The organism is Pseudomonas sp. Z3-8, assembly GCF_051131975.1.
Taxonomy (GTDB): domain Bacteria; phylum Pseudomonadota; class Gammaproteobacteria; order Pseudomonadales; family Pseudomonadaceae; genus Aquipseudomonas.
In genome coordinates this window covers 4138065-4162894 of the sequence record NZ_CP071643.1, presented here as the reverse complement: position 1 = coordinate 4162894, position 24830 = coordinate 4138065, and the positions used below count along the sequence as shown (strand labels likewise).

Here is a 24830-nt window from a genome sequence, read left to right as displayed (position 1 = left end):
ACGATGATAAATGCAGTAATTGCCGCGGTTGGCGTCATGCTGGTACTCAGCCTGTCCCGCGTGCATGTGGTGATCGCGCTGATTATCGGCGCGCTGGTGGGTGGCTTGGTAGGCGGCCTGGGGATCGAGGCAACGCTCAAGGCCTTCAACGCGGGCCTTGGCGGCGGCGCGACGGTGGCGTTGTCCTACGCTCTGCTGGGCGCCTTTGCGGTGGCGATTGCCAAGTCCGGCATGGCCCATGCCTTGGCCGACAAGGTCCTGGCCATGGTCGACCGCCAGGACGCGGCCGGCGGCACGAGCGTCAAATGGCTGTTGATCGGCCTGCTGGGTACGGTCGCGGTGGCCTCGCAGAATATCCTGCCGATCCATATCGCCTTCATTCCGCTGCTGGTGCCGCCACTGCTTTATGTGCTGACCAAGCTGCAACTCGACCGTCGGCTGATCGCTTGCGTCATGACTTTCGGCCTGATCACCCCCTACATGTTCCTGCCGGTGGGCTTCGGCAACATCTTCCTCAACGAAATCCTGCTCGCCAACATCGCCCGCAGCGGTGTCGATGTCAGTGGCATCAACGTCACCCATGCCATGGGCATCCCGGCGCTGGGCATGGTGTTCGGGCTGGTGCTGTCGTTTATCAGCTACCGGAAGAAACGCGTCTACGATCTGAAAAAGATCGCCAGGGCCGAGCAGGTGGCCGTGCGCTACAACCCGCTCAGCCTGTTGGTCGCCGGGTTGGCAATCGCGGCGGCATTCGCCATCCAGCTCCTGCTCGATTCGATGATCATCGGCGCCCTGGCCGGTTTCCTGATTTTCTCGGTGTCGGGCGTGGTGCGCTGGCGCGAGACGGACGACCTGTTCACCGAAGGCATGAAGATGATGGCGATGATCGGCTTCATCATGATCGCCGCCTCGGGCTTCGCCGAAGTGATGAAGGCCACCGGTGAGGTGCAAAGCCTGGTGGAAACCTCGGCGGCCTGGATCGGCCACAACAAGGGCATCGGTGCGCTATTGATGTTGCTGGTCGGGCTGCTGGTGACGATGGGGATCGGCTCGTCGTTTTCCACGGTGCCGATCCTGGCGACCATTTTTGTGCCGCTGTGCCTGCAACTGGGCTTCAGCCCGCTGGCGATCGTCTGCATCGTCGGCACCGCCGGTGCCCTGGGCGATGCCGGCTCGCCTGCCTCGGATTCGACACTCGGCCCGACCTCCGGCCTGAACATTGACGGCCAGCATCACCACATCTGGGACACCGTGGTCCCGACCTTCCTCCACTACAACCTGCCATTGCTGGCGTTTGGTTGGGTGGCGGCGATGGTGTTGTAACTCGGGACCGAGTCGCCTTCATCGCGAGCAAGCTCGCTCCCACAGGGTCCGGTGGTGTTCACACATCTTGTGTTCACACCGATCCACTGTGGGAGCGAGCTTGCTCGCGATGGGGCCCTTAATTCAATCCTTCCCTTAAGCCCTGTCCACCTTGTCCTACAGTTTTGTCGTGCGCTGCCGTTAACCCAGCTAACCACGCCATAAAACCAACAAGAGTGAACAGCATGCGCCTGAGTCTGAAGGCTAAAGTCCTGTCCCTGGCAATTCTGCCGGTATTGCTGTCCGCGGTGATCATCAGCCTGACCACGGCGTTCATCTTGAAGGAACAGGCCAGCAAGGAAGTCCAGCAAACCCGCGAACGTCTGCTCAGTGAAGCCAAGGCCACGCTGCAGAATTACGTCGCGGTCGGCCTTACCGCCATCAAGCCGCTCTACGATGCCGCCGCGCCTGGCGATAACGAGGCGCGCGCCCAGGCGATCAAGTTGCTGTCGAACATCAGCTACGGCAAGGACGGCTACTTCTTCGGCTACGACTCCGAGACCATTCGCCTGTTCAAGGCCAACAGCCCCGACGGCGTGGGCAAGAGTTTCAAGGACAACCGCGACCCGAACGGTGTCTACGTCAACCGTGACCTGGTGAAAGTCGCCAAGGACGGCACGCATTATCTGGAATACAGCTCGCCGCTGCCCGGCAGCAAGGACCTGGTGCCCAAGCTCGGCTACACCGAATACCTGGCCAAGTGGGACCTGGCGGTCGGCAGCTCGGTCAACCTCGACGGTATCGAAGGCCAGGTGGCGCTGGTGGAAGCCAAGGTCCACGATCGCCTGCAGGGCGTGATCCTGAGTATCGTCGGGATCGCCGCCGTGGTGCTGCTGGTGATCGCGGTGGTGGGCCTGGTACTCGCCAATACCATCCTGCGTCCGCTGCACCTGATGAAGGACAACCTCGACGACATCGCGGCGGGCGAGGGCGACCTGACCCGGCGCCTGGCGATTACCAGCCAGGACGAACTGGGCCAACTGGCCGGTTCCTTCAACCGCTTCGTCGACAAGATCCATGGCCTGGTGCGGCAGATCACCGACATGACGTCGCAACTGACTGGCCTGGTGACGCAAGTGTCCGAGCAGGCCCAGCGTTCCGAGCAGGCCATGGAGCGCCAGCGCCACGAGACCGACCAGGTCGCCACGGCGATCAACGAAATGTCCTCCGCCGCCCAGGAAGTTGCCCGCAGTGCCCAGGGCGCAGCCGTCGCGGCCCAGCAGACCGATGAAGAAGGCCAGTCCGCCAAGCGCGTGGTGGCCGGCAGCATCCAGCAGATTCACGCGCTGGTGAACGATATCCGCAGCAGCGGCGTGTCCCTGGACAGCCTGCAACAGGACGTGGCCTCGATTGTCAGCGTACTCGGTGTGATCCGTTCGATTGCCGAGCAAACCAACCTGCTGGCCCTCAACGCGGCCATCGAGGCTGCGCGTGCCGGTGAGGCGGGCCGCGGGTTTGCGGTGGTTGCCGACGAAGTCCGCGCCCTCGCCAGCCGGACCCAGCAAAGCACCCAGGAAATCCAGGGCATGATCGATCGCCTGCAGTCGGGTACGCATGCCGCGGTGGAAGCGATGCGCCGTTCCAGCGAGGCCGGCGACGGCACCTCGGAACGGGCCAACGAGGCGGGCGCCTCCCTGGACACCATGGCGCAACTGATCGGCACCATCAACTCGATGAACGCCCAGATCGCCAGCGCCGCCGAGGAGCAGACCGCGGTGGCTGAAGAAATCAACCGCAGCGTGCATCAGATTGCCGTGGCGGTGGACACTGTCGCCGACGAAACCCAGCTCAGCGCCCAGACTTCTCGCAGCCTGGCCGATCTGGGCCAGCGCCTGGGCAAACTGGTGGGGCAGTTCCGGATCTGATCCGAGCGCAGCAGGAGCTGCCGAAGGCTGCGATCTTTCGCTTTCGATCCAGATGTTTTCGCCTGGGCTACCAGGCCCTATCGGAAGCGGAGGATCGCAGCCTTCGGCAGTTTCTGCCGGGCAGAGACAAACATGATCCGTGTGGGAGTGAGCCTGCTCGCGAAAGCGATTTCCGGCCGAATGCAACGCAGTCGTGGCGAGGGAGCTTGCTCCCGCTGGGCCGCGAAGCGGCCCCATACCTGCCGCATGCGGAGCATCAGACACACCGCATCCGCAGATTTACGACTGCTTCGCAGCCGAGCGGGAGCAAGCTCCCTCGCCACGATTAGATCTCAGGCAGGCAGCTCGCGCGCATCGCGCATCAACAGCCCGAACCACATTCCCATCCCCCGGCGCGACCTCGAAGGCCGGCATATGGCAGACGCGACGGCACTCCGGCGAGTCCTGGCGGACTAACGTCTATCTGCCAATGACATGGAAAGCACATGAACCGAAAGAACCTCCAAAACAAGTCGCAGATGCTGTTGCTGATCCTGGTCAGCATTGCCTTCGTCTGGATTCTGCTGCCGTTTTATGGGGCGGTATTCTGGGCCGTCATCCTGGGCATCGTCTTTGCGCCGCTGCAACGTCGCTTGCAGTTCAAGTTCGGCTGGCCGCGCAATGTCACGGCACTGTTCACCCTGAGCATCTGCGTGGTGATCGCCATTTTGCCGGTGATCGTCATCAGTACCTTGCTCGTCCAGGAAGGGGCGGCGCTGTACAAGAGCCTGGAAAGTGGCGAGCTGGACGTCGCCGATTACCTGGCGCGTTTCAAGGAGGCGTTGCCGCCGTTCTTTCAGCATCTGCTTGACCGCTTCGGCCTGGGCAACCTGAGTGGCTTGCGGGACAAGATCGTCAAGAGCGCCATGCAGGGCAGCGAATTTTTCGCCACCCAGGCGTTCAGTTTCGGCCAGGGTACGTTCCAGTTCCTGGTGAGCTTCTTCGTGATGCTCTACCTGTTGTTCTTTTTCCTGCGTGACGGCGCGGAGCTGGTGCGCAAGGTGCGCTCGGCCGTTCCGCTGGCCGAGCACCAGAAGCGCCGCCTGCAATTGAAGTTCAACCGGGTGGTGCGGGCGACGGTGAAGGGTAATCTGTTGGTGGCGATCACTCAGGGCGCCCTGGGCGGCCTGATTTTCTGGATCCTGGGTATCCCGACGGTGTTGCCGTGGGCGGTGCTGATGGCTTTCCTGTCGCTGCTGCCGGCGGTGGGGGCGGGTATTGTCTGGGTGCCAGTGGCGGTGTATTTCCTGCTGTCGGGGGCGATCTGGCAGGGCGTGGTGCTGGCGCTGTTCGGGGTCTTCGTGATCGGCCTGGTGGACAACTTCCTGCGCCCGATCCTCGTCGGCAAGGACACCAAGATGCCTGACTACATGGTCTTGGTCTCGACGCTCGGCGGGCTGGCCGTATTCGGCCTCAATGGTTTTGTCATCGGGCCACTGATCGCCGCGCTGTTCATGTCCTGCTGGGCGCTGTTCGTCGAGGGCAAGCCGCGGGTGCAGTTGCCCTAGGCACTCAACAGGTAGGGACCGATACGTTGCGACAAGGCCTGGGCGGCGGGTAGGGAAGTCAGCGGGCCGCTGACGGTGACGCCGTCCTGCACCAGATACCAGCAAGCCAACAGTCCGCGCTCCCGAAGTGGGGCGGGGACGGCGCTGCCAATGACAGACATGATTTGAACCTTGGGCATGGGAAACCTCCATCAGTCGATGGGGTTACCTTACGTCTCATGCGGGATGGGGAAAAATCAACCGCTTCAATAGTAGGAATCGATGCCGCTCAATCGACCACCAGGTCGAGCATGTGCACCACTTCCTGTTCATTGAGCAGGCCCTTGCGAACCAGATTTTCCGCGAGCAGGGAAAGGAACTTGGCGCTGCGGTGGCCTTCCAGGTGCTTGAGCTCGGTCAGTACGTTGTAGACCTTGCTGGAAGTGCACAGGCCAACGATGCGGTGGGGATTTTGTGTGGGCATGGCTTCGTCCTTGTTGTTATGAGCTGCGGCGGCGGACGTTGACAGTTTGCGGCACTGCCATGACACGCTCGTGACAGCTTGAGTCGTCGAAAAATAAAGCAGGATTCAGACCATAGTGCCTGGTTGGCGCCAGATTATTGTTCCGGTAGCGACCTCAGCCAGGCGGTATGCGGCGATCAGTCGCCGTTTGGCTGAAAAGCGCCCACAAAAAAGCCCCTGGATCTTTCGATTCAGGGGCTTTTTCTGTTGCTGTCTGGCTCCACGACCTGGACTCGAACCAGGGACCCAGTGATTAACAGTCACTTGCTCTACCAACTGAGCTATCGCGGAATGGCGCGTATGTTACTGATTGGAAAAGAGAAGTCAAGCTTCTATTGTGGGCGGAGCGGCCTGAAGCCCATCGGTGACCCATCAACGATTGGCAGTTACCGCGACGGCGAGAGAGGGCTACCATGGACGCCCGGAAGTGGCAGGATGCGCTGCCGGCCATCCGCCGATCAAGGGACGCGCCATGAACCATCTGTTACCACTTCACACAATCGATTGCGCCGAGGTGTTCCTGTGAGCACCGCCCAGATCAGTCTGCCCAAGGGTGTGGGCCCTCACGCTGAAAAACTGTACGACGCCATCACCCAGGCCAGCACCCCGGAAGAACTGAACCGCGCCGGTGGCAAGGCCGAGGGATTTGTCCTGGGGCTCGAAAGTACCAAGGCGATCAAGAGCCAGGTCGCCGAGTCGTTGTATGTCATCTACGACGATGCGGCGAGCCAGCGGGCGACGGAGCTGTAGGCTCGACGAGCATGCGTTCGCTGCTTCGTGGCCGCCTTTTCTGGCTCGCTTTTGTGGCGAGGGAGCTTGCTCCCGCTGGGTTGCGAAGCAGCCCCAGGCTGTTCCAACCAACCAGGCTGATATCCCGCGGTGGCTGATTTCGGGGCTGCTCTGCAGCCCAGCGGGAGCAAGCTCCCTCGCCACGGGGGGGCGGATTCAACCGAAAAAAAACGGGAAGCTCGAAGGCTTCCCGTTTTTCATTTCATTGAGCGTCAGATCACCTGGACGATGGCCTTGGTCACCGCATCGATGTTGTTCTGGTTCAACGCGGCCACGCAGATGCGGCCGGTGTCCAGGGCATAGATGCCGAACTCGTTGCGCAGGCGGGTCACTTGTTCGACGGTCAGGCCGGAGTAGGAGAACATCCCGCTCTGGCGGGCGACGAAGCTGAAGTCGTGATGCGGCGCGGCCTTGGCCAGCATGTCGACCATCTGCTCACGCATGCCACGAATGCGCAGGCGCATTTCGGCCAGCTCTTCTTCCCACTGTGCGCGCAGCTCGGGGCTGTTGAGCACGGCGGCGACGATACTGGCGCCGTGGGTCGGCGGGTTGGAGTAGTTGGTGCGGATCACGCGCTTGACCTGGGACAGCACGCGGGTGCTTTCTTCCTTCGACTCGCTGACAATCGACAGCGCGCCGACACGCTCGCCGTACAGGGAGAACGACTTGGAGAACGAGCTGGAGGCGAAGAAGGTCAGGCCCGACTCGGCGAACAGGCGCACGGCCGCGGCGTCTTCGTCGATGCCTTTGCCAAAGCCCTGGTAGGCCATGTCCAGGAACGGCACATGATTCTTGGCCTTGACCACGGCCAGGACGTTTTTCCAGTCTTCCGGGCTCAGGTCCACGCCGGTCGGGTTGTGGCAGCAGGCATGCAGCACAACGATCGAACGGTCGGGCAGGGCGTTGAGGTCTTCCAGCAGGCCGCTGCGGTTCACGTCGTGGGTAGCGGCGTCGTAGTAACGATAGTTCTGCACCGGGAAACCGGCGGTTTCGAACAGCGCGCGGTGGTTTTCCCAGCTTGGGTCGCTGATGGCCACGACCGCGTCCGGCAGCAATTGCTTGAGGAAATCGGCACCGATCTTCAGTGCGCCCGTGCCGCCCACAGCCTGGGTGGTGATGACGCGGCCCGATGCGATCAACGGGGAATCCTTGCCGAACAGCAGGGTCTGGACTGCCTGGTCATAGGCGGCAATGCCGTCGATCGGCAGGTAACCGCGGGAAACGTGCTGAGCCACGCGAATCGTCTCGGCTTCGACCACGGCGCGCAGCAACGGAATGCGCCCTTCCTCGTTGCAGTAAACACCCACGCCCAGGTTGACCTTATTGGTACGGGGGTCGGCGTTGAAAGCTTCGTTGAGGCCCAGGATGGGGTCGCGTGGTGCCAATTCGACAGCGGAAAACAGGCTCATTATTGCGCGGCTCTGAATGGAGGGTGAGAGGACGTGTCGCGCTCCAGCCGAATGCACTAGAGCGGTGCACAAACGGGGAGCTAGTATAGAGGCCATCACCGGACAGGGCGACAGGCTATTCGGCGTTTAGCTTAAGTATTTTCGATTTTTTTCGACCGTTAGTCCCTTCGCAGCGTCAAAGTCTGCAAGGCGTGTAGGACGTTCGTCTTGAAAGCGAAGGCAATCACCTCCACATTGTGTGCATTCCAGCTTTTTCCTCGGGCGACGTCAGTCGTTTCGGTCTTTCTCGTTCCTGTCGCCTGGCCGACGGGAGTGAACCCAGGGGTTATGTCATGTCTGAATTCCAGCTAGTCACTCGCTTCCAGCCCGCCGGCGACCAGCCGGAAGCCATCCGCCTGATGGTGGAAGGCATCGAGGCCGGGCTGGCGCACCAGACCTTGCTCGGTGTGACCGGCTCGGGCAAGACGTTCAGTATCGCCAACGTGATCGCCCAGGTGCAGCGGCCGACCCTGGTGCTGGCGCCGAACAAGACCCTGGCGGCGCAGTTGTATGGCGAGTTCAAGGCGTTTTTCCCGAACAACGCGGTCGAGTATTTCGTCTCCTACTACGACTACTACCAGCCCGAGGCTTATGTGCCTTCGTCGGACACCTTCATCGAGAAGGACGCCTCGATCAACGACCACATCGAACAGATGCGGCTGTCGGCGACCAAGGCGTTGCTTGAGCGCAAGGACGCCATCATCGTCACCACGGTGTCGTGCATCTACGGTCTGGGCAGCCCGGAAACCTATCTGAAAATGGTCCTGCACGTGGATCGTGGCGACAAACTCGACCAGCGCGCCTTGCTCCGGCGCCTGGCGGACCTGCAATACACGCGCAACGACATGGACTTTGCTCGGGCGACGTTTCGGGTGCGCGGCGACGTGATCGACATCTACCCGGCCGAATCGGACCTGGAAGCGATTCGTATCGAGCTGTTCGATGACGAAGTGGAGAGCATCTCGGCATTCGATCCGCTGACCGGCGAAGTGATCCGCAAGCTGCCACGCTTCACGTTCTACCCCAAGAGCCACTACGTGACGCCGCGGGAAACCCTGTTGGGCGCCATCGAGGGCATCAAGGCCGAATTGCAGGAGCGCCTGGAATACCTGCGTTCGAACAACAAACTGGTGGAAGCCCAGCGTCTGGAGCAGCGGACCCGGTTCGACCTGGAAATGATCCTGGAGCTGGGATACTGCAACGGCATCGAGAACTACTCGCGCTACCTGTCGGGTCGTCCGGCGGGTGCGCCGCCGCCCACGTTGTATGACTATTTGCCGGCCGATGCCCTGCTGGTGATCGACGAATCCCACGTCAGCGTGCCTCAGGTCGGCGCCATGTACAAAGGCGACCGTTCGCGCAAGGAAACCCTGGTGGAATATGGCTTCCGCCTGCCCTCGGCGCTGGATAACCGGCCGATGCGCTTCGACGAATGGGAAGGCGTGAGCCCGCAGACGATTTTCGTCTCGGCCACGCCCGGCAACTACGAAGCCGAGCATGCCGGGCGGGTGGTCGAGCAAGTGGTGCGGCCAACCGGGTTGGTGGACCCGCAGGTCGAGGTGCGCCCGGCGCTGACTCAGGTCGATGACCTGCTCTCGGAGATCACCAAGCGCGTGGCGGTGGAGGAGCGGGTGCTGGTGACCACGCTGACCAAACGCATGGCCGAAGACCTCACCGACTACCTCGCCGACCACGGCGTGCGGGTGCGTTACCTGCACTCGGATATCGACACGGTGGAGCGGGTCGAGATCATTCGCGACCTGCGCCTGGGCACCTTCGACGTCCTGGTGGGGATCAACCTGCTGCGTGAAGGCCTGGACATGCCCGAAGTGTCGCTGGTGGCGATTCTCGACGCGGACAAGGAAGGTTTCCTGCGTTCCGAGCGCTCGTTGATCCAGACCATCGGTCGCGCAGCGCGTAACCTCAACGGCCGGGCAATCCTGTATGCCGATCGCATCACCGGCTCGATGGAGCGCGCCATCGGCGAGACCGAGCGCCGTCGCGACAAACAGATCGCTTTCAACCTGGCCAATGGCATCACGCCCAAGGGCGTGTTCAAGGATGTCGCCGACATCATGGAAGGCGCCACCGTGCCCGGTTCGCGCAGCAAGAAGCGCAAGGGCATGGCCAAGGCCGCCGAAGAGAGCGCCCGCTACGAGGCTGAACTGCGCTCACCGAGCGAAATCACCAAGCGTATCCGGCAGTTGGAAGAGAAGATGTACCAGCTCGCCCGGGACCTGGAGTTCGAAGCAGCGGCGCAGTTGCGTGACGAGATCGGCAAGTTGCGTGAACGGCTGCTGACTGTCTGAGGTTTTGTGGCGATGCCTAGGACCTCATCGCGAGCAAGCTCGCTCCCACATTGGACCGTGTCCAGCCCGGACAACCTGGTTCCCTGTGGGAGCGAGCTTGCTCGCGATGGGCGCGACTCGGTCTGACGACTGGCCACACAAATCCCGCGCTCACTGGAGCCCCCCCACCATCGCCTGTTACCATTCGCCCCCTGTTTCATCTTCGCTTTTATATTCTTTCCGAGACATGCCATGACCACCGTCCGTACCCGCATCGCGCCTTCGCCTACTGGCGATCCCCATGTCGGCACCGCTTACATCGCCTTGTTCAACTATTGCTTTGCCAAGCAGCACGGCGGTGAGTTCATCCTGCGGATCGAGGACACCGATCAATTGCGTTCGACCCGCGAGTCGGAACAGCAGATATTCGACGCCCTGCGCTGGCTCGGCATCGACTGGAGCGAAGGTCCGGACGTCGGCGGGCCGCACGGTCCGTACCGCCAGAGCGAGCGTGGCGAGATCTACAAGCAGTACTGCCAGCAGCTGGTGGACATGGGCCACGCGTTTCCTTGCTTCTGCACCGCCGAAGAATTGGACCAGATGCGCGCCGAGCAAATCGCCCGGGGCGAGACCCCGCGCTACGACGGCCGTGCGCTGCTGCTGTCCAAGGAAGAAGTCGCCCGTCGCCTGGCCGCGGGCGAGCCTCATGTGATCCGCATGAAGGTGCCGAGCGAGGGCGTCTGCGTGGTGCCGGACATGTTGCGTGGCGATGTCGAGATCCCGTGGGACCGCATGGACATGCAAGTGCTGATGAAGACCGACGGCCTGCCGACGTACTTCCTGGCCAACGTGGTCGACGACCATCTGATGGGCATCACCCATGTGTTGCGCGGCGAAGAATGGCTGCCCTCGGCACCGAAACTGATCCTGCTCTATGAGTACTTCGGCTGGGAGCAACCGCAGTTGTGCTACATGCCGCTGCTGCGTAACCCGGACAAGAGCAAGCTGTCCAAGCGCAAGAATCCGACCTCGGTGACCTTCTACGAGCGCATGGGCTTCATGCCCGAGGCGATGCTCAACTACCTGGGCCGCATGGGCTGGTCGATGCCGGACGAGCGCGAGAAGTTCTCGCTGGAGGAGATGGTCGAGCACTTCGACCTGTCCCGCGTCTCCCTGGGCGGGCCGATCTTCGACGTCGAGAAGCTGTCCTGGCTCAACGGCCAGTGGCTGCGCGACCTGCCGGTGGAAGAGTTTGCCGCGCGGGTGCAGAAGTGGGCGTTCAACCCCGAGTACATGATGAAGATCGCCCCGCACGTGCAGGGCAGGGTAGAGACCTTCAGCCAGATCGCGCCATTGGCCGGGTTCTTTTTTGCCGGCGGCGTGACCCCGGACGTGAAGCTGTTCGAATCGAAGAAACTCTCTGGCGATCAGGTGCGGCAGTTGATGCAGTTGATCCTGTGGAAGCTGGAAAGCTTGCGCCAGTGGGAAAAGGACAGCATCACCGCGACCATCCAGGCGGTGGTTGAACACCTGGAGCTGAAATTGCGCGATGCGATGCCGCTGATGTTTGCCGCGATCACCGGCCAGGCGAGCTCGGTGTCGGTGCTCGATGCGATGGAAATCCTCGGGCCGGACCTGACCCGTTTCCGTCTGCGCCAGGCCATTGATCTGCTCGGTGGCGTGTCGAAGAAGGAAAACAAGGAGTGGGAAAAACTGCTGGGCGCGATTGCCTGAGCGGTCGATGGAACAAGGCATACCCCGGTTTTCCGGGGTTTGTCGGTAAGTGATTGTTATCCCGGCAAAAAATTTTCAATTTTGTTGAAAATAAATTTGACAGCCCTCGGATACGCCCTTAAGATTCGCCCCGTCCTCAGCGATGAGGGGCTATAGCTCAGCTGGGAGAGCGCTTGCATGGCATGCAAGAGGTCGACGGTTCGATCCCGTCTAGCTCCACCAATTTACAACTTCAAGGCCTGGCCACACCGGCCTTGAAGCGATCAACACTCAGCGTTGATCAGATGTTAGAAGGGTTTGCGTCCCCTTCGTCTAGTGGCCTAGGACACCGCCCTTTCACGGCGGTAACAGGGGTTCGAGTCCCCTAGGGGACGCCAGTTTTACAGAAGCGATGTTGCAACAGGATGTCGCTCCGCCGCGAGGCGAAAATCCGGGGCTATAGCTCAGCTGGGAGAGCGCTTGCATGGCATGCAAGAGGTCGACGGTTCGATCCCGTCTAGCTCCACCAATTTACACTTCGAGGTCTGGCCACACCGGCCTTGAAGCGATCAGTCCTCAGCGCTGATCATGTTCAGAAGGTTTGTGTCCCCTTCGTCTAGTGGCCTAGGACACCGCCCTTTCACGGCGGTAACAGGGGTTCGAGTCCCCTAGGGGACGCCACGATTACCCGCTCTGCGGGATTTTATAAGGGTCATTCAATTCTTGAATGGCCCTTTTGTTTGTCTGGCGTTCAGCCAATTCCCTTATCCTCGATGAATACTTCCGACCAGCGGTGAAGATTTCGCTTGCGGAAAATTATTATGGGAATAATATTTCAATCGTAATATTCGGAGGCAACGATGAGCGATAAAAAAGCACAAACCCGTGAACGCATTCTCAAGGCCGCCAGCGATGCGCTGATCCAGCGCGGGCCGGCCGAGCCGAGCGTGGGCGAGGTGATGGGCGCGGCAGGACTGACGGTGGGCGGTTTTTATGCCCACTTCGAAAGCAAGGACGCCTTGATGCTGGAGGCGTTCAAGCAACTGCTCAATCGCCGCCGTGGCCTGATCGCCGACATGGATGCCGAGCTGACAGGCGAAGAGCGGCGCGCGTTGGTCGCGGCGTTCTACCTGTCGCGCAAACATCGTGATTCCACCGAGCAGGCGTGCCCCATCCCGGCCTCGGTCGGCGAGCTCGGGCGACTGCCGGACGCGTTTCGTGAGGTTCTCAGTGAGCATATCGAGCTGATGGTCGCGCAGTTGGCCGCCAGCCCCGAGGATGCGGATAAAGCCCTGGCCGACATCGCCTTGATGGTCGGCGGCCTGGCCCTGGCCCGGGCGTTGGGCCCGGGCGAGTTATCGGATCGTTTGCTGCGCGCCGCCAAGTCGGCGGTGCGCTGAGCTAAGGCGCAAGCCCTGGAGATGAGCATGGACAGGTTGAGCTGGATTCGTGGTGTCAATGGCACGCTTGGCCGGATAGCCCCGCGCCTGGTAGCGAAACAAATGCGCAGGGTGTTCATGAGTCCTCGGGCCCTGCCGCCGCGGGACTGGGAGCTGCCATTGCTGGCCTCGTCCGAGCGCATCACCTTGCGCTTCGGCCTGTCTGCGTTGCGCTGGGGCAAAGGACCGGCGGTGCTGCTGATGCACGGCTGGGAAGGGCGCCCGACGCAATTCGCGGCACTGATCAACGCGCTGGTGGAGGCCGGTTATACGGTGGTGGCGCTGGATGGGCCGGCTCATGGTCGCTCGCCGGGTCGCGAGGCCAATGTGCTGCTGTTCGCCAGGGCGATGCTCGAAGCCGCAGCCGAGTTGCCGCCGTTGCAAGCGGTGATCGGCCACTCCATGGGCGGCGCCAGTGCCATGCTGGCGGTTCAGCTTGGGTTGCGGACCGAGACATTGGTCAGCATCGCCGCGCCGGCGCGTATCCTCGGCGTCCTGCGTGGCTTCGCGAGGATGATGGGTTTGCCACCCAGGGCGCGTTCGGCCTTTATTCGCCAGGTGGAGCAGGACGTCGGCATGCAGGCTTCGAAGATGGATGTCGCGCAATATCAGCTGGATATTCCGGGCTTGATTGTCCACGCCGAGGACGATACGTCGGTATCGGTCAAGGAATCACAATTGATCCATGAAGCCTGGTTCGACAGCCGCTTGCTGCGCCTGGGCCAGGGCGGGCATCAACGGGTACTGGCCGATCCCCGGGTCATTGATGGTGTGTTATCACTGCTGGCCGGACGCAGCCTGCAGGCGCGGCAATCGGCCTGAGCTTCCGGTACACTGCGCCGATCCAAATTCGACCAGGAGACGGGCATGGGCTGGGATCGGGCAACGCCGTTCATCATTGATCTTCAGGTGAATGCCGAAGACATCGACGGGCTGGGTCACGCCAATAATGCGGTGTACGTTACCTGGCTGGAGCGCTGCGCGTGGCGCCATTCCCAGCGCCTGGGCCTGGACCTGGTGGAGTACCGCCGGCTTGACCGGGCCATGGCGGTGGTGCGGCATGAGATCGATTACCTGGCAGCGGCCTATGAAGGCGACGAATTGCAGTTGGCGACCTGGATCGTCGACTGGGACCAGCGGCTGAAAATGACCCGGCACTTTCAACTGGTTCGCCCCAGTGATAACGCCACATTGCTGCGCGCCCAGACCACTTTTGTCTGCATCGAACTGTCCACCGGCAGGCCCAAGCGCATGCCGCCGGAGTTTATCGAGGGCTACGGCCCTGCGCTGAATCCATCCGGCATCCTTATAGACTGACCCACCGCTATCGCGAGCAAGCTCGCTCCCACAGGCTTGGATGGTGAATCCGATTTCATCAACGCCTTGAAACCCCTGTGGGAGCGAGCCTGCTCGCGAAGGCGGCGGTGCATCCAACACCTTTGCAGGCCGGGCCACCGCTTTCGCGAGCAGGCTCGCTCCCACAGTGAAAAGTGGTGAGCTCAAGTTTTTGGGCACCTCACAGGTTTTGTGGTGAATGCCGGGTAGGTGAGCAAAATCCGCTAAACTGCCGCACGTTTTTTCGTTGAGTGTGTTTTCCATGCAAATTGCCCTGGCGCCCATGGAGGGGTTGGTCGACAACATCCTGCGGGACGTCCTGACCCGTGTTGGCGGTGTCGACTGGTGTGTCACCGAATTCATCCGCATAAACGACCGTCTGCTTACGCCAGCCTATTTTCACAAGCTCGGCCCTGAACTGCTGACCGGTGCCCGGACGGCTGCCGGCGTGCCGTTGCGGGTGCAATTGTTGGGTTCCGATCCGGTGTGCCTGGCGGAGAATGCGGCGCTGGCCTGTGAGCTGGGCTCGGAAGTCATCGACTTGAATTTTGGGTGCCCGGCCAAGACCGTGAACAAATCCCGGGGCGGGGCGGTATTGCTCAAAGAACCGGAATTGCTCAACCGGATCGTCGAGCATGTCCGTCGCGCGGTGCCGAAAAACATTCCCGTCACCGCCAAGATGCGCCTGGGCTTCGACAGCCCGGACGGCGCGCTGGTCTGCGCCACGGCCCTGGCCGAGGGCGGAGCGGCGCACATCGTCGTGCATGCGCGGACCAAGGTTGATGGCTACAAGCCGCCGGCCCACTGGGAATGGATTCCGCGGGTCCAGGACGTGGTCAAGGTGCCGGTGTTTGCCAATGGCGATATCTGGAGCGTGGAAGACTGGCGTCGTTGCCGGGAAATCAGCGGCGTCGAAGACATCATGCTCGGCCGCGGCCTGGTTTCCCGCCCTGACCTGGCCCGGCAGATCGCCGCCGCCCGGGCCGGCGAGGAGGTGGTCGAGATGTCCTGGGCCGAACTGCAGCCGATGCTCCAGGACTTCTGGATGCAAGTGGTCGACCAACTGACGCCTCGCCAGGCACCCGGTCGGTTGAAGCAGTGGCTGGCGATGTTAACCCGCAACTACCCCGAGGCGGTCGAGCTGTTCAGTGCCCTGCGCCGGGAAACCGACCTGGACGCAGTGGGTCGTTTGCTGGGTGTGCAGCGCACGGAAGCGGCCTGAAAAAATTTCCGAAAAAGCTCTTGAAAAGTATTTGGCGGTCCCTAGATAGGGAGTACGCGATGCCGAATTCGGGTCGCGGAGACAAAAAAACTTGCTGAACTTTCAGGAGATTTGAATCATGAGTACTGCATTTTCGCTGGCCCCTCTGTTCCGTTCCTCGGTGGGCTTCGACCGTTTCAACGACCTGTTCGAAACCGCGCTGCGTAACGAACCGGGCAGCAGCTATCCACCCTACAACGTGGAAAAACATGGCGATGACGAATACCGCATCGTAGTCGCCGCCGCTGGTTTCCGCGAAGAGGACCTGGACCTGCAAGTGGAAAAAGGTGTGCTGACCATCAGCGGCGGCAAGCGCGAGGCCAGCAACGACAGCGTGACCTTCCTGCACCAGGGCATCGCCCAGCGTGCGTTCAAGCTGTCCTTCCGGTTGGCGGATCATATCGAGATCAAATCCGCCGGTCTGAGCAACGGTCTGTTGAGCATCGACCTGTTGCGTGTGGTGCCGGAAGAGGCGAAAGCCAAGCGCATCCCGATCAACGGTGCGCAACAGCAAGCCGCGCTGGAAAATTGATGCATTGCAGTTGAAGAAGGGCGCCGGATGGCGCCCTTTTTTGTCTTGGCAAGCAGTGAAGGATAAATTGTGGCGAGGGAGCTTGCTCCCGCTGGGCCGCGAAGCGGCCCCAAATGGTACGACTCAAACCGACCTGATACACCGAGGTGGCAGGTTTCAGGGCTGCTGCGCACCCCAGCGGGAGCAAGCTCCCTCGCCACAAAAGCTCCTAGCTAAGGCAACAACCGCTCGAACGCCTCCAGCGGCAACGGCCGGCTGTGCAGGTAACCCTGGTACAAATGACAATCGAGCCCCTGCAGGAACTTCAATTGCTCAAGCGTCTCGACGCCTTCGGCAATCATTTCCAGGTTCAGGCTGCGGGCCATGGCAACGATGGCGCGGATGATCTCGGCATCGTTGGGGTCACTGGTGGCGTCACGTACGAACGATTGGTCGATTTTCAGCGTGTCCACCGGCAGGCGCTTGAGGTAAGTCAGCGATGAATAACCGGTGCCGAAGTCGTCCATGGCAAAGCTCACCCCCAATTTCTTCAGGCGGCGCATCTTGCCGATGGTGTCGTCCAGGTTGTGGATCACGATGCCTTCGGTGATCTCCAGCTTCAACAGGGAATAGGGCAGGCCATGGCTGGCGAGGCTGGTTTCGATGCGCTCGACGAAGTCGCTCTGGCGGAACTGCCGGGGGCTGATATTCACGCACAGTTTGAACCGTCGGGGGTCGACCTTGCCCTTGGCGATCAGTTGTTTGAAGCCGTCGCAGGCTTCGTCGAGGATCCAGGTGCCGACTTCCAGGATCAGGCCGCTGTCCTCCAGCACCTTGATGAACTCGTTGGGTGATTGCGCGCCCAGGTCCGGATGATGCCAGCGCACCAGGGCTTCGGCGCCGACGATGCGGTTGTCCCGGGCATCGACCTGTGGCTGGAAATGCACGCTGAATTCGTTGCGAGCCAGGGCCTGGCGCAGGTCGGTTTCCATGCGCAGCCGCTCGCTGGCGGCTTTTTGCATGGTGGCGTGGAACATCTGCGAGGTATTGCGTCCCGAATCCTTGGCGCGGTACAGGGCGATATCGGCGCGCTTGAGCAGGTCAGTGGGCGTGGAGCCGTGGTCCGGTATCAGCGCCATGCCGATGCTGGGGGTGACTTGCAGTCGTTGCCCATCGAGAAACATCGGCTCGGAAAGCAGTTCGCGAAGGGTGTCGGCCAGGGTCTGCACCTGCTGGCTGACCACGCCACGCGTGCCTTCCAGGCCGCTGAGCAGCACGACGAATTCATCGCCGCCCAGGCGCGCCACGGTGTCTTCGAGGCGCACGCTGGCTTCGAGGCGCGCGGTGATGATCTTCAGCACCGTGTCGCCAACCGGATGGCCGAGCGAATCATTGATGTGCTTGAAATGGTCGAGGTCGAGGAACAGCAACGCCCCGCGCAGGTTATGGCGCTTGAGCAGGGCGATCTGCTGGCTGAGCCGGTCCAGCAGCAGCGCGCGGTTGGGCAGGTTGGTCAGCGGGTCGTGATAGGCGAGGTGACGGATCTGCGCCTCTGCGTTGCGCAGCAGGCTTACGTCACGGGCGGTCAGCAGCAGGCATGCGGTTTCGTTGAGCGTGATGGGCTCGACCGATACTTCCACCGTGAGGATTTCCCCGCGCTTGTTGCGCCCGAGCATTTCCTGGTGGAGAACGCGACCCTTGAGCTGCAATTCGGCGAGCAGCGCCGTCCGTTGCTTTTCTTCGGCCCAGATGCCCACCTCGTAGACGGTATGGCCGATGACTTCGTCGGCGCGATAACCGGTCAGGCGACAGAAGCCATCGTTGACCTCAAGGTAGCGGCCGCTTTCGCATTCGGTAATGGTGATCGCGTCGGGGCTGGAGTGGAATGCCTTGGCAAATTTTTCCTCGCTGGCTTTCAGTGCCGCTTCGGAGCGTTGTTGCTGGGTGATGTCCCGCAGGGTGGTGACGATGCAGGGCTGGTTGCCGACACTGATCTGCCGGCTGGAGATCACGCAGGTCAGCGGCTGGCCGTTCTTGTGGTGGACGACGATGGCGACATTGCTCAGCGACTGCTCGCGGATGACCCGTTCGATGCGCTGCAGGCTGCTGCCCGAAGCTTCCCACAGGCCGATCTCGTCGGCGCTGCGGCCCAGCACATCATTGGCCGCCCAGCCGAATGTCTGGGTAAAACTGGAGTTTATTTCCAGGAACGTGCCGTCGTCCTGGTGGGTAAGGCAAATCGGATCGGGGCTGACCTGGAACAACGTGGCGAATTTTTCTTCCGAAGCCGCCAGGCTCTGTTCGCGCTCCACCTGGTCGGTGATGTCGAGCAAGGTGCCGGCCATGCGCAGCGGGCTGCCGTCGTCGTTGCGGTAGAGGCGGGCGCGACTTTCCAGGTAACGCGAGCTGCCGTCCGGCAGTTGCACGCGGTAGGTCAGCTGGTAATTGCCCGCCGGGCCTTCACGCAGGCTGCGGTAGGCGTTGCGCATGTTGTTGCGTTCTTCGGTAGGCACGCCCTCGAAAAACGCATCGAACGATTCGTGGAACGCCTGGGGCTCCAGGCCATGGAGCTGCGCGGCCCGGGCCGAGCCGTAGAGCATGCCGCTGGGGATGTGCCAGTCCCAGGTACCCAGTTGCGCCGAGTCGAGGGCCAGGTCCAGGCGCTCCTGGCTGTCCTTGAGGGCCTGTTCGGCAAGTTTGCGTTCGGTGGTGTCGAGGAAGGTGCTCAATAAATAAGGCTGGCCTTCGAGTTCGACTTTCTGGGCGCTGAGGATACCGTTGTGGACCTGGCCGTTACTGGCGCGGAATTCCACTTCCATGCTCACCAGCTCGCCCTTGGCCTTGGTGGCCTCTACCAGTTTGGCGCGCTGCGTGGGGTCGACCCACAGGCCCAGTTCCAGGGTGGTGCGGCCGATCACATTGTGGACCGGCCAGCCGAACAGGCTTTCGAAATACTGGTTGGCTTCGCTGATCAGCCCATCTTCCTGGCGGGTCAGCAGGACCATGTTCGGGCACAGGTGGAACAATGTCGCGAAGCGTTTCTCCGAGCTGCGCAGCGCCTGTTCCCGTTCGCGCTGGTGGGTGATTTCGCGGATCACCCCGATCATGCGCGGGCGACCGTGCTTGTCGGGCAGTACGCTGCCACTGATTTCCAGCCAGTGCAGGCTGCCATCGGGCCAGACGATGCGGTGGTGCATCGCCTGTTCCAACGGCACGCCGGACACGGCTGCATGGAAGGCCCGCACGGCCCTGGCCCGATCTTCGGGCAGCAGCAGGTCGAGGTAGTCGACGTCCGCCGGCAATGGCTGGCGCGGGTCGAAGCCGAACAACGCCTGGGTGCCTCGGGACCAGCTGATCTGGCCGGTATCGATGTCCCACGACCAGGCCCCCAGCCGCGCTCCGTTCAGGGCGGCGAGCAACTGTGGCGCGCTTTCCCAGCTTTGCTCCGACCGTTTCGGGTCGAGCGCCTGGATACGCGGCAGGGGCGGAGTATGGTCGGCGGGTTTGGGCATTCTCTAGCGGGCCTTGGGCGGTTGGGTGTTAGGCGCAGGCGTAATGGCCCTGTAGGAGTAGCACAACTTATGCCCTTGTCCCTGGCAGATCGATTTGTGCGTCCAATAGAGCCATGAAAGCCCGTGCAGCGTTCGACAGCGTCCTTTCGGTGTGCAGGATATAGCCTAGCTGGCGACTGAGCTGTATGCCCGGTAAAGGCACACGCGCCACTTGATCATCAAGCATCGTGCGCGGCAAAACGCTCCAGGCCAGGCCGATGGACACCATCATCTTTATGGTTTCCAGATAATTCGTGCTCATTGCGATGTTCGGCGTCAGGCCCTGGGCTTCGAACAGCCGCTGCACGATGTGATGGGTAAACGTGTTGCCTCCCGGGAAAACCGCCGGATGAAGGGCGATGTCCGCCAGGCTGACCGCGCTGTTTTCCAGCAGGGCGTGCTCCGGCGCCACCACGAAATCCAGCGGGTCGTCCCACACCGGCGTGGCCCGTACCAGCGTGTGGGGCTCGGGGGCCAGGGTGATGACCGCCAGTTCCGCCCGGCCGTGGAGAATTTCCTCGTAGGCCACTTCCGAATCCAGGAACTGAATATCCAGTGCCACCTGGGGGTAGCGTCGGGTGAACTCACGCAATAGCGGTGGCAGGCGGTGCAAGCCGATGTGGTGGCTGGTTGCGAGGGTCAGGCGCCCGGTCACTTCGCCGGTCAGGTTGGTCAGGGCGCGGCGGGTGTCGTCCAGCACGTTGAGGATCTGATAGGCCCGTGGCAGCAGGGCCCGACCGGCTTCGGTCAGGCTCACTTCCCGGCCCAGACGGTCGAACAGGCGCACGTTGAGCTGCTGCTCGAGGCCGGCGATACGCTTGCTGATGGCCGGTTGCGTCAGGTGCAGGCGTTCACCGGCACCGGAAAAACTGCCGGTTTCAGCAATGGCAATAAAGGCATTGAGGTTGGCGAGGTCCATGGCGTTTCTGGTCGGATTCCAGTTGGTTATGCAAAGCATGAAAAATATGAATTTGAGTTATTTAATGTAGCCTCTTACCATCAGCCTCACAAGCCAAGGGGTTATTGAGCCGCTCAGGACCCAGGGCATAGAAACAAGCTGATGAGGAAACCGTCTGATGGCCGGCAAAACGCTCTACGACAAGCTCTGGGATTCGCATTTGGTCAAGCAGCGCGACGATGGCTCTGCGCTGATCTACATCGACCGTCACATCATTCACGAAGTGACCTCGCCGCAAGCCTTCGAAGGTCTGCGTCTGGCCGGGCGCAAGCCTTGGCGCATCGATGCCAACATCGCGACCCCGGACCACAACGTGCCGACCACGCCGGAGCGCAAGGGTGGCATCGAAGCCATTGCCGACCAGGTTTCCCGCCTGCAAGTCCAGACCCTTGACGACAACTGTGATGAATACGGCATCGTCGAATTCAAGATGAATGACGTCCGCCAGGGCATCGTCCACGTGATCGGCCCGGAGCAGGGCGCGACCTTGCCGGGCATGACCGTGGTCTGTGGTGACTCGCATACTTCGACCCACGGCGCCTTCGGTGCGCTGGCGCATGGCATCGGTACTTCCGAGGTCGAGCACGTACTCGCCACCCAGTGCCTGGTCGCCAAGAAAATGAAAAACATGCTGGTGCGCGTCGAGGGCAAGCTGCCATTCGGCGTGACCGCCAAGGACATCGTCCTGGCCGTGATCGGCAAGATCGGCACCGCCGGCGGTAACGGCCATGCCATCGAGTTCGCTGGCAGCGCGATCCGCGATTTGTCCGTCGAAGGCCGCATGACCATCTGCAACATGTCCATCGAGGCCGGCGCCCGCGTCGGCCTGGTGGCCGCCGATGAAAAAACCGTGGAATACGTCAAGGGCCGGCCGTTTTCCCCGAAAGGCGCCGAATGGGACATGGCGGTCGAAGCCTGGAAAGACCTGGTCTCCGACCCGGACGCCAGGTTCGACACCGTGGTCGAGCTCGACGCGACGCAGATCAAGCCGCAAGTCAGCTGGGGCACTTCGCCGGAAATGGTCCTGGCCGTGGACCAGAACGTGCCGGATCCGGCCAAGGAAATGGACCTGGTCAAGCGTGACTCCATCGTCCGCGCCTTGAAATACATGGGCCTGAGCGCCAACCAGGCGATCACCGACATTCAGCTCGACCGTGTGTTCATCGGTTCCTGCACCAACTCGCGGATCGAAGACTTGCGCGCCGCCGCCGTGATCGCCAAGGGCCGCAAGGTTGCCTCGACGATCAAGCAGGCGATCGTGGTGCCGGGCTCGGGGCTGGTGAAAGCCCAGGCCGAAGCGGAAGGGCTGGACAAGATTTTCCTCGAGGCCGGTTTCGAATGGCGCGAGCCAGGCTGCTCGATGTGCCTGGCGATGAACCCGGATCGCCTGGAGTCGGGCGAGCACTGCGCCTCGACGTCCAACCGAAACTTCGAAGGCCGCCAGGGCGCCGGAGGGCGTACGCACCTGGTGAGTCCAGCCATGGCCGCCGCCGCTGCCGTCAACGGCCGTTTTGTCGATGTCCGCGAATTGATCTGAAGGAGCGCAGCATGAAAGCTTTCACCCAGCACACCGGTCTTGTCGCGCCTTTGGATCGTGCCAACGTCGACACCGACCAGATCATCCCCAAGCAATTCCTGAAGTCCATCAAACGCACCGGCTTCGGCCCGAACCTGTTTGACGAATGGCGTTACCTGGATGTGGGCCAGCCGTACCAGGACAACTCCAAGCGGCCGTTGAACAAGGACTTCGTGCTCAATGCCGAGCGTTACCAAGGCGCCAGCGTATTGCTGGCCCGCGAGAACTTCGGTTGCGGTTCGAGCCGCGAGCACGCGCCCTGGGCCCTGGAAGAGTACGGTTTTCGCAGCATCATCGCGCCGAGCTACGCCGACATCTTCTTCAACAACAGCTTCAAGAACGGCCTGCTGCCGATCATTCTCAGCGATGCCGAAGTGGACGAGCTGTTCCAGCAGGTCGAGGCCAACCCTGGCTATCAACTGCAGATCGACCTGGCGGCCCAGACCGTGACCCGTCCCGACGGCAAGGTGCTGGGTTTTGAAATCGACGCGTTCCGCAAGCATTGCCTGCTCAACGGCCTGGACGACATCGGCCTGACCTTGCAAGACGGCGAGGCGATTGCCGCGTTCGAAGCCAAGCACCGGGCGAGCCAGCCTTGGTTGTTTCGTGATGCTTGATTGAGTGTGATTGATGTAGTCAGTGCTGGCCTCTTCGCGAGCAGGCTCGCTCCCACAGGGACGCCGAAAATCCAGTGTGGGAGCGAGCCCGCTCGCGAAGACGGCGGTGCTGACACCACAAGGCTACAGCCCAAAAGGAAGTCCCCATGACCAGCACCGCCCACAGCCAAGTCGTACAAAAGCAATTCGGCGAACAGGCATCGGCCTACCTGAGCAGCGCCGTGCACGCCCAGGGCGCCGAATTCGCCCTGCTGCAGGCCGAGCTGGCCGGTCACGCCAATGCCCGTGTGCTGGACCTGGGCTGTGGCGCCGGGCATGTGAGCTTCCATGTGGCCCCGGTGGCCGGCGAGGTGGTGGCCTACGACCTGTCCCAGCAGATGCTCGACGTGGTTGCCACGGCGGCGGCCGAGCGTGGCCTGGGCAATATCGGCACGGTACGTGGCGCCGCCGAGCGGCTGCCGTTCGCCGACGGCGAGTTCGACTTCGTGTTCAGCCGCTATTCGGCGCATCATTGGAGTGACCTGGGCCTGGCTTTGCGGGAAGTGCGCCGGGTGCTCAAGCCGGGCGGCGTAGCGGCGTTCATTGATATCCTGTCGCCGGGCATGCCGCTGCTCGATACCTACCTGCAAAGCGTCGAAGTGCTGCGCGACACCAGCCATGTGCGCGACTATTCGGCTGCCGAGTGGTTGCAGCAGGTCAGCGACGCGGGGCTGCACACCCGTAGCACCTCGCGCCAGCGTCTGCGCCTGGAATACCGTTCGTGGGTCGAGCGCATGCGTACTCCGGAGGTAATGCGGGCGGCGATTCTCGAGCTGCAGCGCTCGATGGGCGATGAAGTGCGTGAATATTTTCAGATTGAGGCCGATGGATCGTTCAGTACGGATGTACTGGTGCTGTGGGCCGAGCGATAGCATTTTTCCCGGCTAGCCCAAGGGCGCCGACAGTTAACGAGGAAAGCATGAGCAAGCAGATTCTGATTCTCCCAGGTGATGGCATCGGCCCGGAAATCATGGCCGAGGCGGTCAAGGTCCTGGAGTTGGCGAACGCCAAGTACGGCCTGGGTTTCGAACTCAGCCACGACGTGATCGGTGGCGCCGCCATCGACAAGCACGGCGTGCCGCTGGCCGATGAAACCCTGGACTGTGCCCGTGCCGCCGATGCCGTGCTGCTGGGCGCCGTGGGCGGGCCGAAATGGGACAAGATCGAACGCGACATCCGCCCCGAGCGCGGGCTGCTGAAGATTCGCGCGCAACTGGGCCTGTTCGGCAACCTGCGTCCGGCGATCCTTTATCCGCAACTGGCCGATGCATCGAGCTTGAAGCCAGAAATCGTCTCAGGCCTGGACATCCTCATCGTGCGTGAGCTGACCGGCGGTATCTACTTCGGTGCCCCGCGCGGTACCCGTGAGCTGGAAAACGGCGAGCGCCAGGCCTACGACACCCTGCCGTACAGCGAAAGCGAAATCCGCCGTATCGCCCGGGTCGGCTTCGACATGGCCCGCGTGCGTGGCAAGAAGCTGTGCTCGGTGGACAAGGCCAACGTGCTGGCGTCCAGCCAACTGTGGCGCGAAGTGGTCGAGCAGGTGGCCAAGGATTACCCGGACATCGAGCTGAGCCACATGTACGTCGACAACGCCGCGATGCAACTGGTGCGCGCGCCGAAGCAGTTCGACGTGATTGTCACCGACAACATGTTCGGCGACATCCTGTCCGACGAAGCGTCGATGCTCACCGGTTCCATCGGCATGCTGCCGTCGGCCTCCCTGGATGCCAACAACAAAGGCATGTACGAGCCGTGCCACGGTTCGGCGCCGGACATTGCCGGGCAAGGCATTGCCAACCCGTTGGCGACCATCCTGTCGGTGTCGATGATGCTGCGTTACAGCTTCAACTTGAACGATGCCGCCGACGCGATTGAAAAAGCCGTCAGCGTGGTCCTGGACCAGGGCTTGCGCACCGGTGACATCTGGTCACAAGGTTGCACCAAGGTCGGTACGCAGCAAATGGGCGATGCAGTAGTCGCCGCGCTGCGGAATCTGTAATCTTTCGGGCCCACTGCTTCGACGGTG

General features: G+C 61.9%; 20 protein-coding genes, 5 tRNA genes and 1 pseudogene. 20 read left to right on the top strand and 6 right to left on the bottom strand.

All coding sequences use genetic code 11. From position 1 onward, the window contains the following. The first annotated feature begins 6 nt into the window (after positions 1–6). The 4 genes and pseudogenes from J3P94_RS19045 (at position 7) to J3P94_RS19030 (ending at position 4774) form a co-directional block, all read left to right on the top strand. Entirely contained in the window at positions 7–1323 is a 1317-nt protein-coding gene (locus tag J3P94_RS19045) for a Na+/H+ antiporter family protein (RefSeq protein ID WP_434574248.1), read from the top strand. A 224-nt stretch (positions 1324–1547) separates the two neighbouring features. Then, positions 1548–2321: pseudogene (locus J3P94_RS19040) on the top strand (cache domain-containing protein); the annotation flags it as partial. An 84-nt stretch (positions 2322–2405) separates the two neighbouring features. After that, entirely contained in the window at positions 2406–3227 is an 822-nt protein-coding gene (locus tag J3P94_RS19035) for a methyl-accepting chemotaxis protein (protein ID WP_370871133.1), read from the top strand. A 485-nt stretch (positions 3228–3712) separates the two neighbouring features. Then, on the top strand, positions 3713–4774 hold the full coding sequence (locus J3P94_RS19030; protein ID WP_434569223.1) for an AI-2E family transporter: 1062 nt from the start codon (positions 3713–3715) through the stop codon (positions 4772–4774). On the opposite strand, the gene J3P94_RS19025 is transcribed toward J3P94_RS19030, so the two are convergent. The 3 genes from J3P94_RS19025 to J3P94_RS19015 form a co-directional block, all read right to left on the bottom strand. Then, the gene (locus tag J3P94_RS19025) at positions 4771–4953 is read right to left on the bottom strand and encodes a hypothetical protein (RefSeq protein WP_305495849.1); all 183 of its coding nucleotides are present in this window, start codon (positions 4951–4953) and stop codon (positions 4771–4773) included. The genes J3P94_RS19030 and J3P94_RS19025 overlap by 4 nt on opposite strands. Positions 4954–5042: 89 nt before the next feature. Beyond that, positions 5043–5237 carry a hypothetical protein gene (locus J3P94_RS19020; RefSeq protein ID WP_305495847.1) on the bottom strand — a complete coding sequence of 65 codons (195 nt, stop codon included), beginning with the start codon at positions 5235–5237 and terminating at the stop codon, positions 5043–5045. 254 nt (positions 5238–5491) lie between these two features. Then, positions 5492–5567: transfer RNA gene (locus tag J3P94_RS19015), tRNA-Asn, on the bottom strand. 231 nt (positions 5568–5798) lie between these two features. On the opposite strand from J3P94_RS19015, the gene J3P94_RS19010 reads away from it, so the two are divergent. After that, positions 5799–6026 (top strand): hypothetical protein, encoded by a 228-nt coding sequence (locus J3P94_RS19010; RefSeq protein WP_305495845.1) that lies wholly within the window; start codon positions 5799–5801, stop codon positions 6024–6026. A 251-nt stretch (positions 6027–6277) separates the two neighbouring features. Here the strand turns inward: J3P94_RS19010 and J3P94_RS19005 are convergent, their stop codons facing one another. Next, positions 6278–7474, bottom strand: coding sequence for an amino acid aminotransferase (locus J3P94_RS19005; protein ID WP_305495843.1), 1197 nt, complete (start codon positions 7472–7474; stop codon positions 6278–6280). A 332-nt stretch (positions 7475–7806) separates the two neighbouring features. Here J3P94_RS19005 and uvrB point away from each other — a divergent pair, with 332 nt between their 5' ends. From uvrB to J3P94_RS18950, 11 genes are all read left to right on the top strand, one after another. After that, on the top strand, positions 7807–9822 hold the full coding sequence (gene uvrB, locus J3P94_RS19000) for an excinuclease ABC subunit UvrB (protein ID WP_434569222.1): 2016 nt from the start codon (positions 7807–7809) through the stop codon (positions 9820–9822). A gap of 231 nt (positions 9823–10053) precedes the next feature. Further along, positions 10054–11535 (top strand): glutamate--tRNA ligase, encoded by a 1482-nt coding sequence (gene gltX / locus J3P94_RS18995; RefSeq protein WP_434569221.1) that lies wholly within the window; start codon positions 10054–10056, stop codon positions 11533–11535. 146 nt (positions 11536–11681) lie between these two features. Beyond that, positions 11682–11757 (top strand) — tRNA-Ala (locus tag J3P94_RS18990). Positions 11758–11836: 79 nt separating this feature from the next. Further along, a tRNA-Glu gene (locus J3P94_RS18985) sits at positions 11837–11912 on the top strand. 55 nt (positions 11913–11967) lie between these two features. After that, positions 11968–12043, top strand: a tRNA-Ala gene (locus J3P94_RS18980). Positions 12044–12119: 76 nt separating this feature from the next. Beyond that, positions 12120–12195, top strand: a tRNA-Glu gene (locus J3P94_RS18975). Positions 12196–12374: 179 nt separating this feature from the next. Then, positions 12375–12914, top strand: a complete 540-nt coding sequence (locus tag J3P94_RS18970) for a TetR/AcrR family transcriptional regulator (RefSeq protein WP_305495839.1) — start codon at positions 12375–12377, stop codon at positions 12912–12914. Between the two features lie 27 nt (positions 12915–12941). Then, positions 12942–13775 carry an alpha/beta fold hydrolase gene (locus J3P94_RS18965; RefSeq protein ID WP_434569220.1) on the top strand — a complete coding sequence of 278 codons (834 nt, stop codon included), beginning with the start codon at positions 12942–12944 and terminating at the stop codon, positions 13773–13775. Between the two features lie 45 nt (positions 13776–13820). After that, positions 13821–14270, top strand: coding sequence for an acyl-CoA thioesterase (locus J3P94_RS18960; protein WP_434569219.1), 450 nt, complete (start codon positions 13821–13823; stop codon positions 14268–14270). Positions 14271–14550: 280 nt separating this feature from the next. Next, positions 14551–15510: a tRNA dihydrouridine synthase gene (locus J3P94_RS18955; RefSeq protein ID WP_434569218.1), complete on the top strand. Its 960-nt coding sequence runs from the start codon at positions 14551–14553 to the stop codon at positions 15508–15510. A gap of 118 nt (positions 15511–15628) precedes the next feature. After that, a complete protein-coding gene (locus J3P94_RS18950) occupies positions 15629–16081 on the top strand; it encodes an Hsp20 family protein (RefSeq protein WP_434569217.1) in 453 nt (150 codons plus the stop codon). A 212-nt stretch (positions 16082–16293) separates the two neighbouring features. Here the strand turns inward: J3P94_RS18950 and J3P94_RS18945 are convergent, their stop codons facing one another. Continuing rightward, positions 16294–19572: an EAL domain-containing protein gene (locus J3P94_RS18945; protein WP_434569216.1), complete on the bottom strand. Its 3279-nt coding sequence runs from the start codon at positions 19570–19572 to the stop codon at positions 16294–16296. Between the two features lie 67 nt (positions 19573–19639). Continuing rightward, positions 19640–20530: a LysR family transcriptional regulator gene (locus J3P94_RS18940; protein ID WP_434569215.1), complete on the bottom strand. Its 891-nt coding sequence runs from the start codon at positions 20528–20530 to the stop codon at positions 19640–19642. Between the two features lie 157 nt (positions 20531–20687). Between J3P94_RS18940 and leuC the strand changes: the two genes are divergently transcribed. The 4 genes from leuC (at position 20688) to leuB (ending at position 24803) form a co-directional block, all read left to right on the top strand. Beyond that, positions 20688–22106 carry a 3-isopropylmalate dehydratase large subunit gene (gene leuC, locus J3P94_RS18935; protein WP_305495827.1) on the top strand — a complete coding sequence of 473 codons (1419 nt, stop codon included), beginning with the start codon at positions 20688–20690 and terminating at the stop codon, positions 22104–22106. A gap of 11 nt (positions 22107–22117) precedes the next feature. Further along, the gene (leuD, locus tag J3P94_RS18930; protein WP_030142033.1) at positions 22118–22762 is read left to right on the top strand and encodes a 3-isopropylmalate dehydratase small subunit; all 645 of its coding nucleotides are present in this window, start codon (positions 22118–22120) and stop codon (positions 22760–22762) included. 146 nt (positions 22763–22908) lie between these two features. Continuing rightward, positions 22909–23673, top strand: a complete 765-nt coding sequence (locus J3P94_RS18925) for a class I SAM-dependent methyltransferase (protein WP_434569214.1) — start codon at positions 22909–22911, stop codon at positions 23671–23673. Positions 23674–23720: 47 nt separating this feature from the next. After that, positions 23721–24803: a 3-isopropylmalate dehydrogenase gene (gene leuB, locus J3P94_RS18920; RefSeq protein WP_434569213.1), complete on the top strand. Its 1083-nt coding sequence runs from the start codon at positions 23721–23723 to the stop codon at positions 24801–24803. Positions 24804–24830 lie beyond the last annotated feature (27 nt).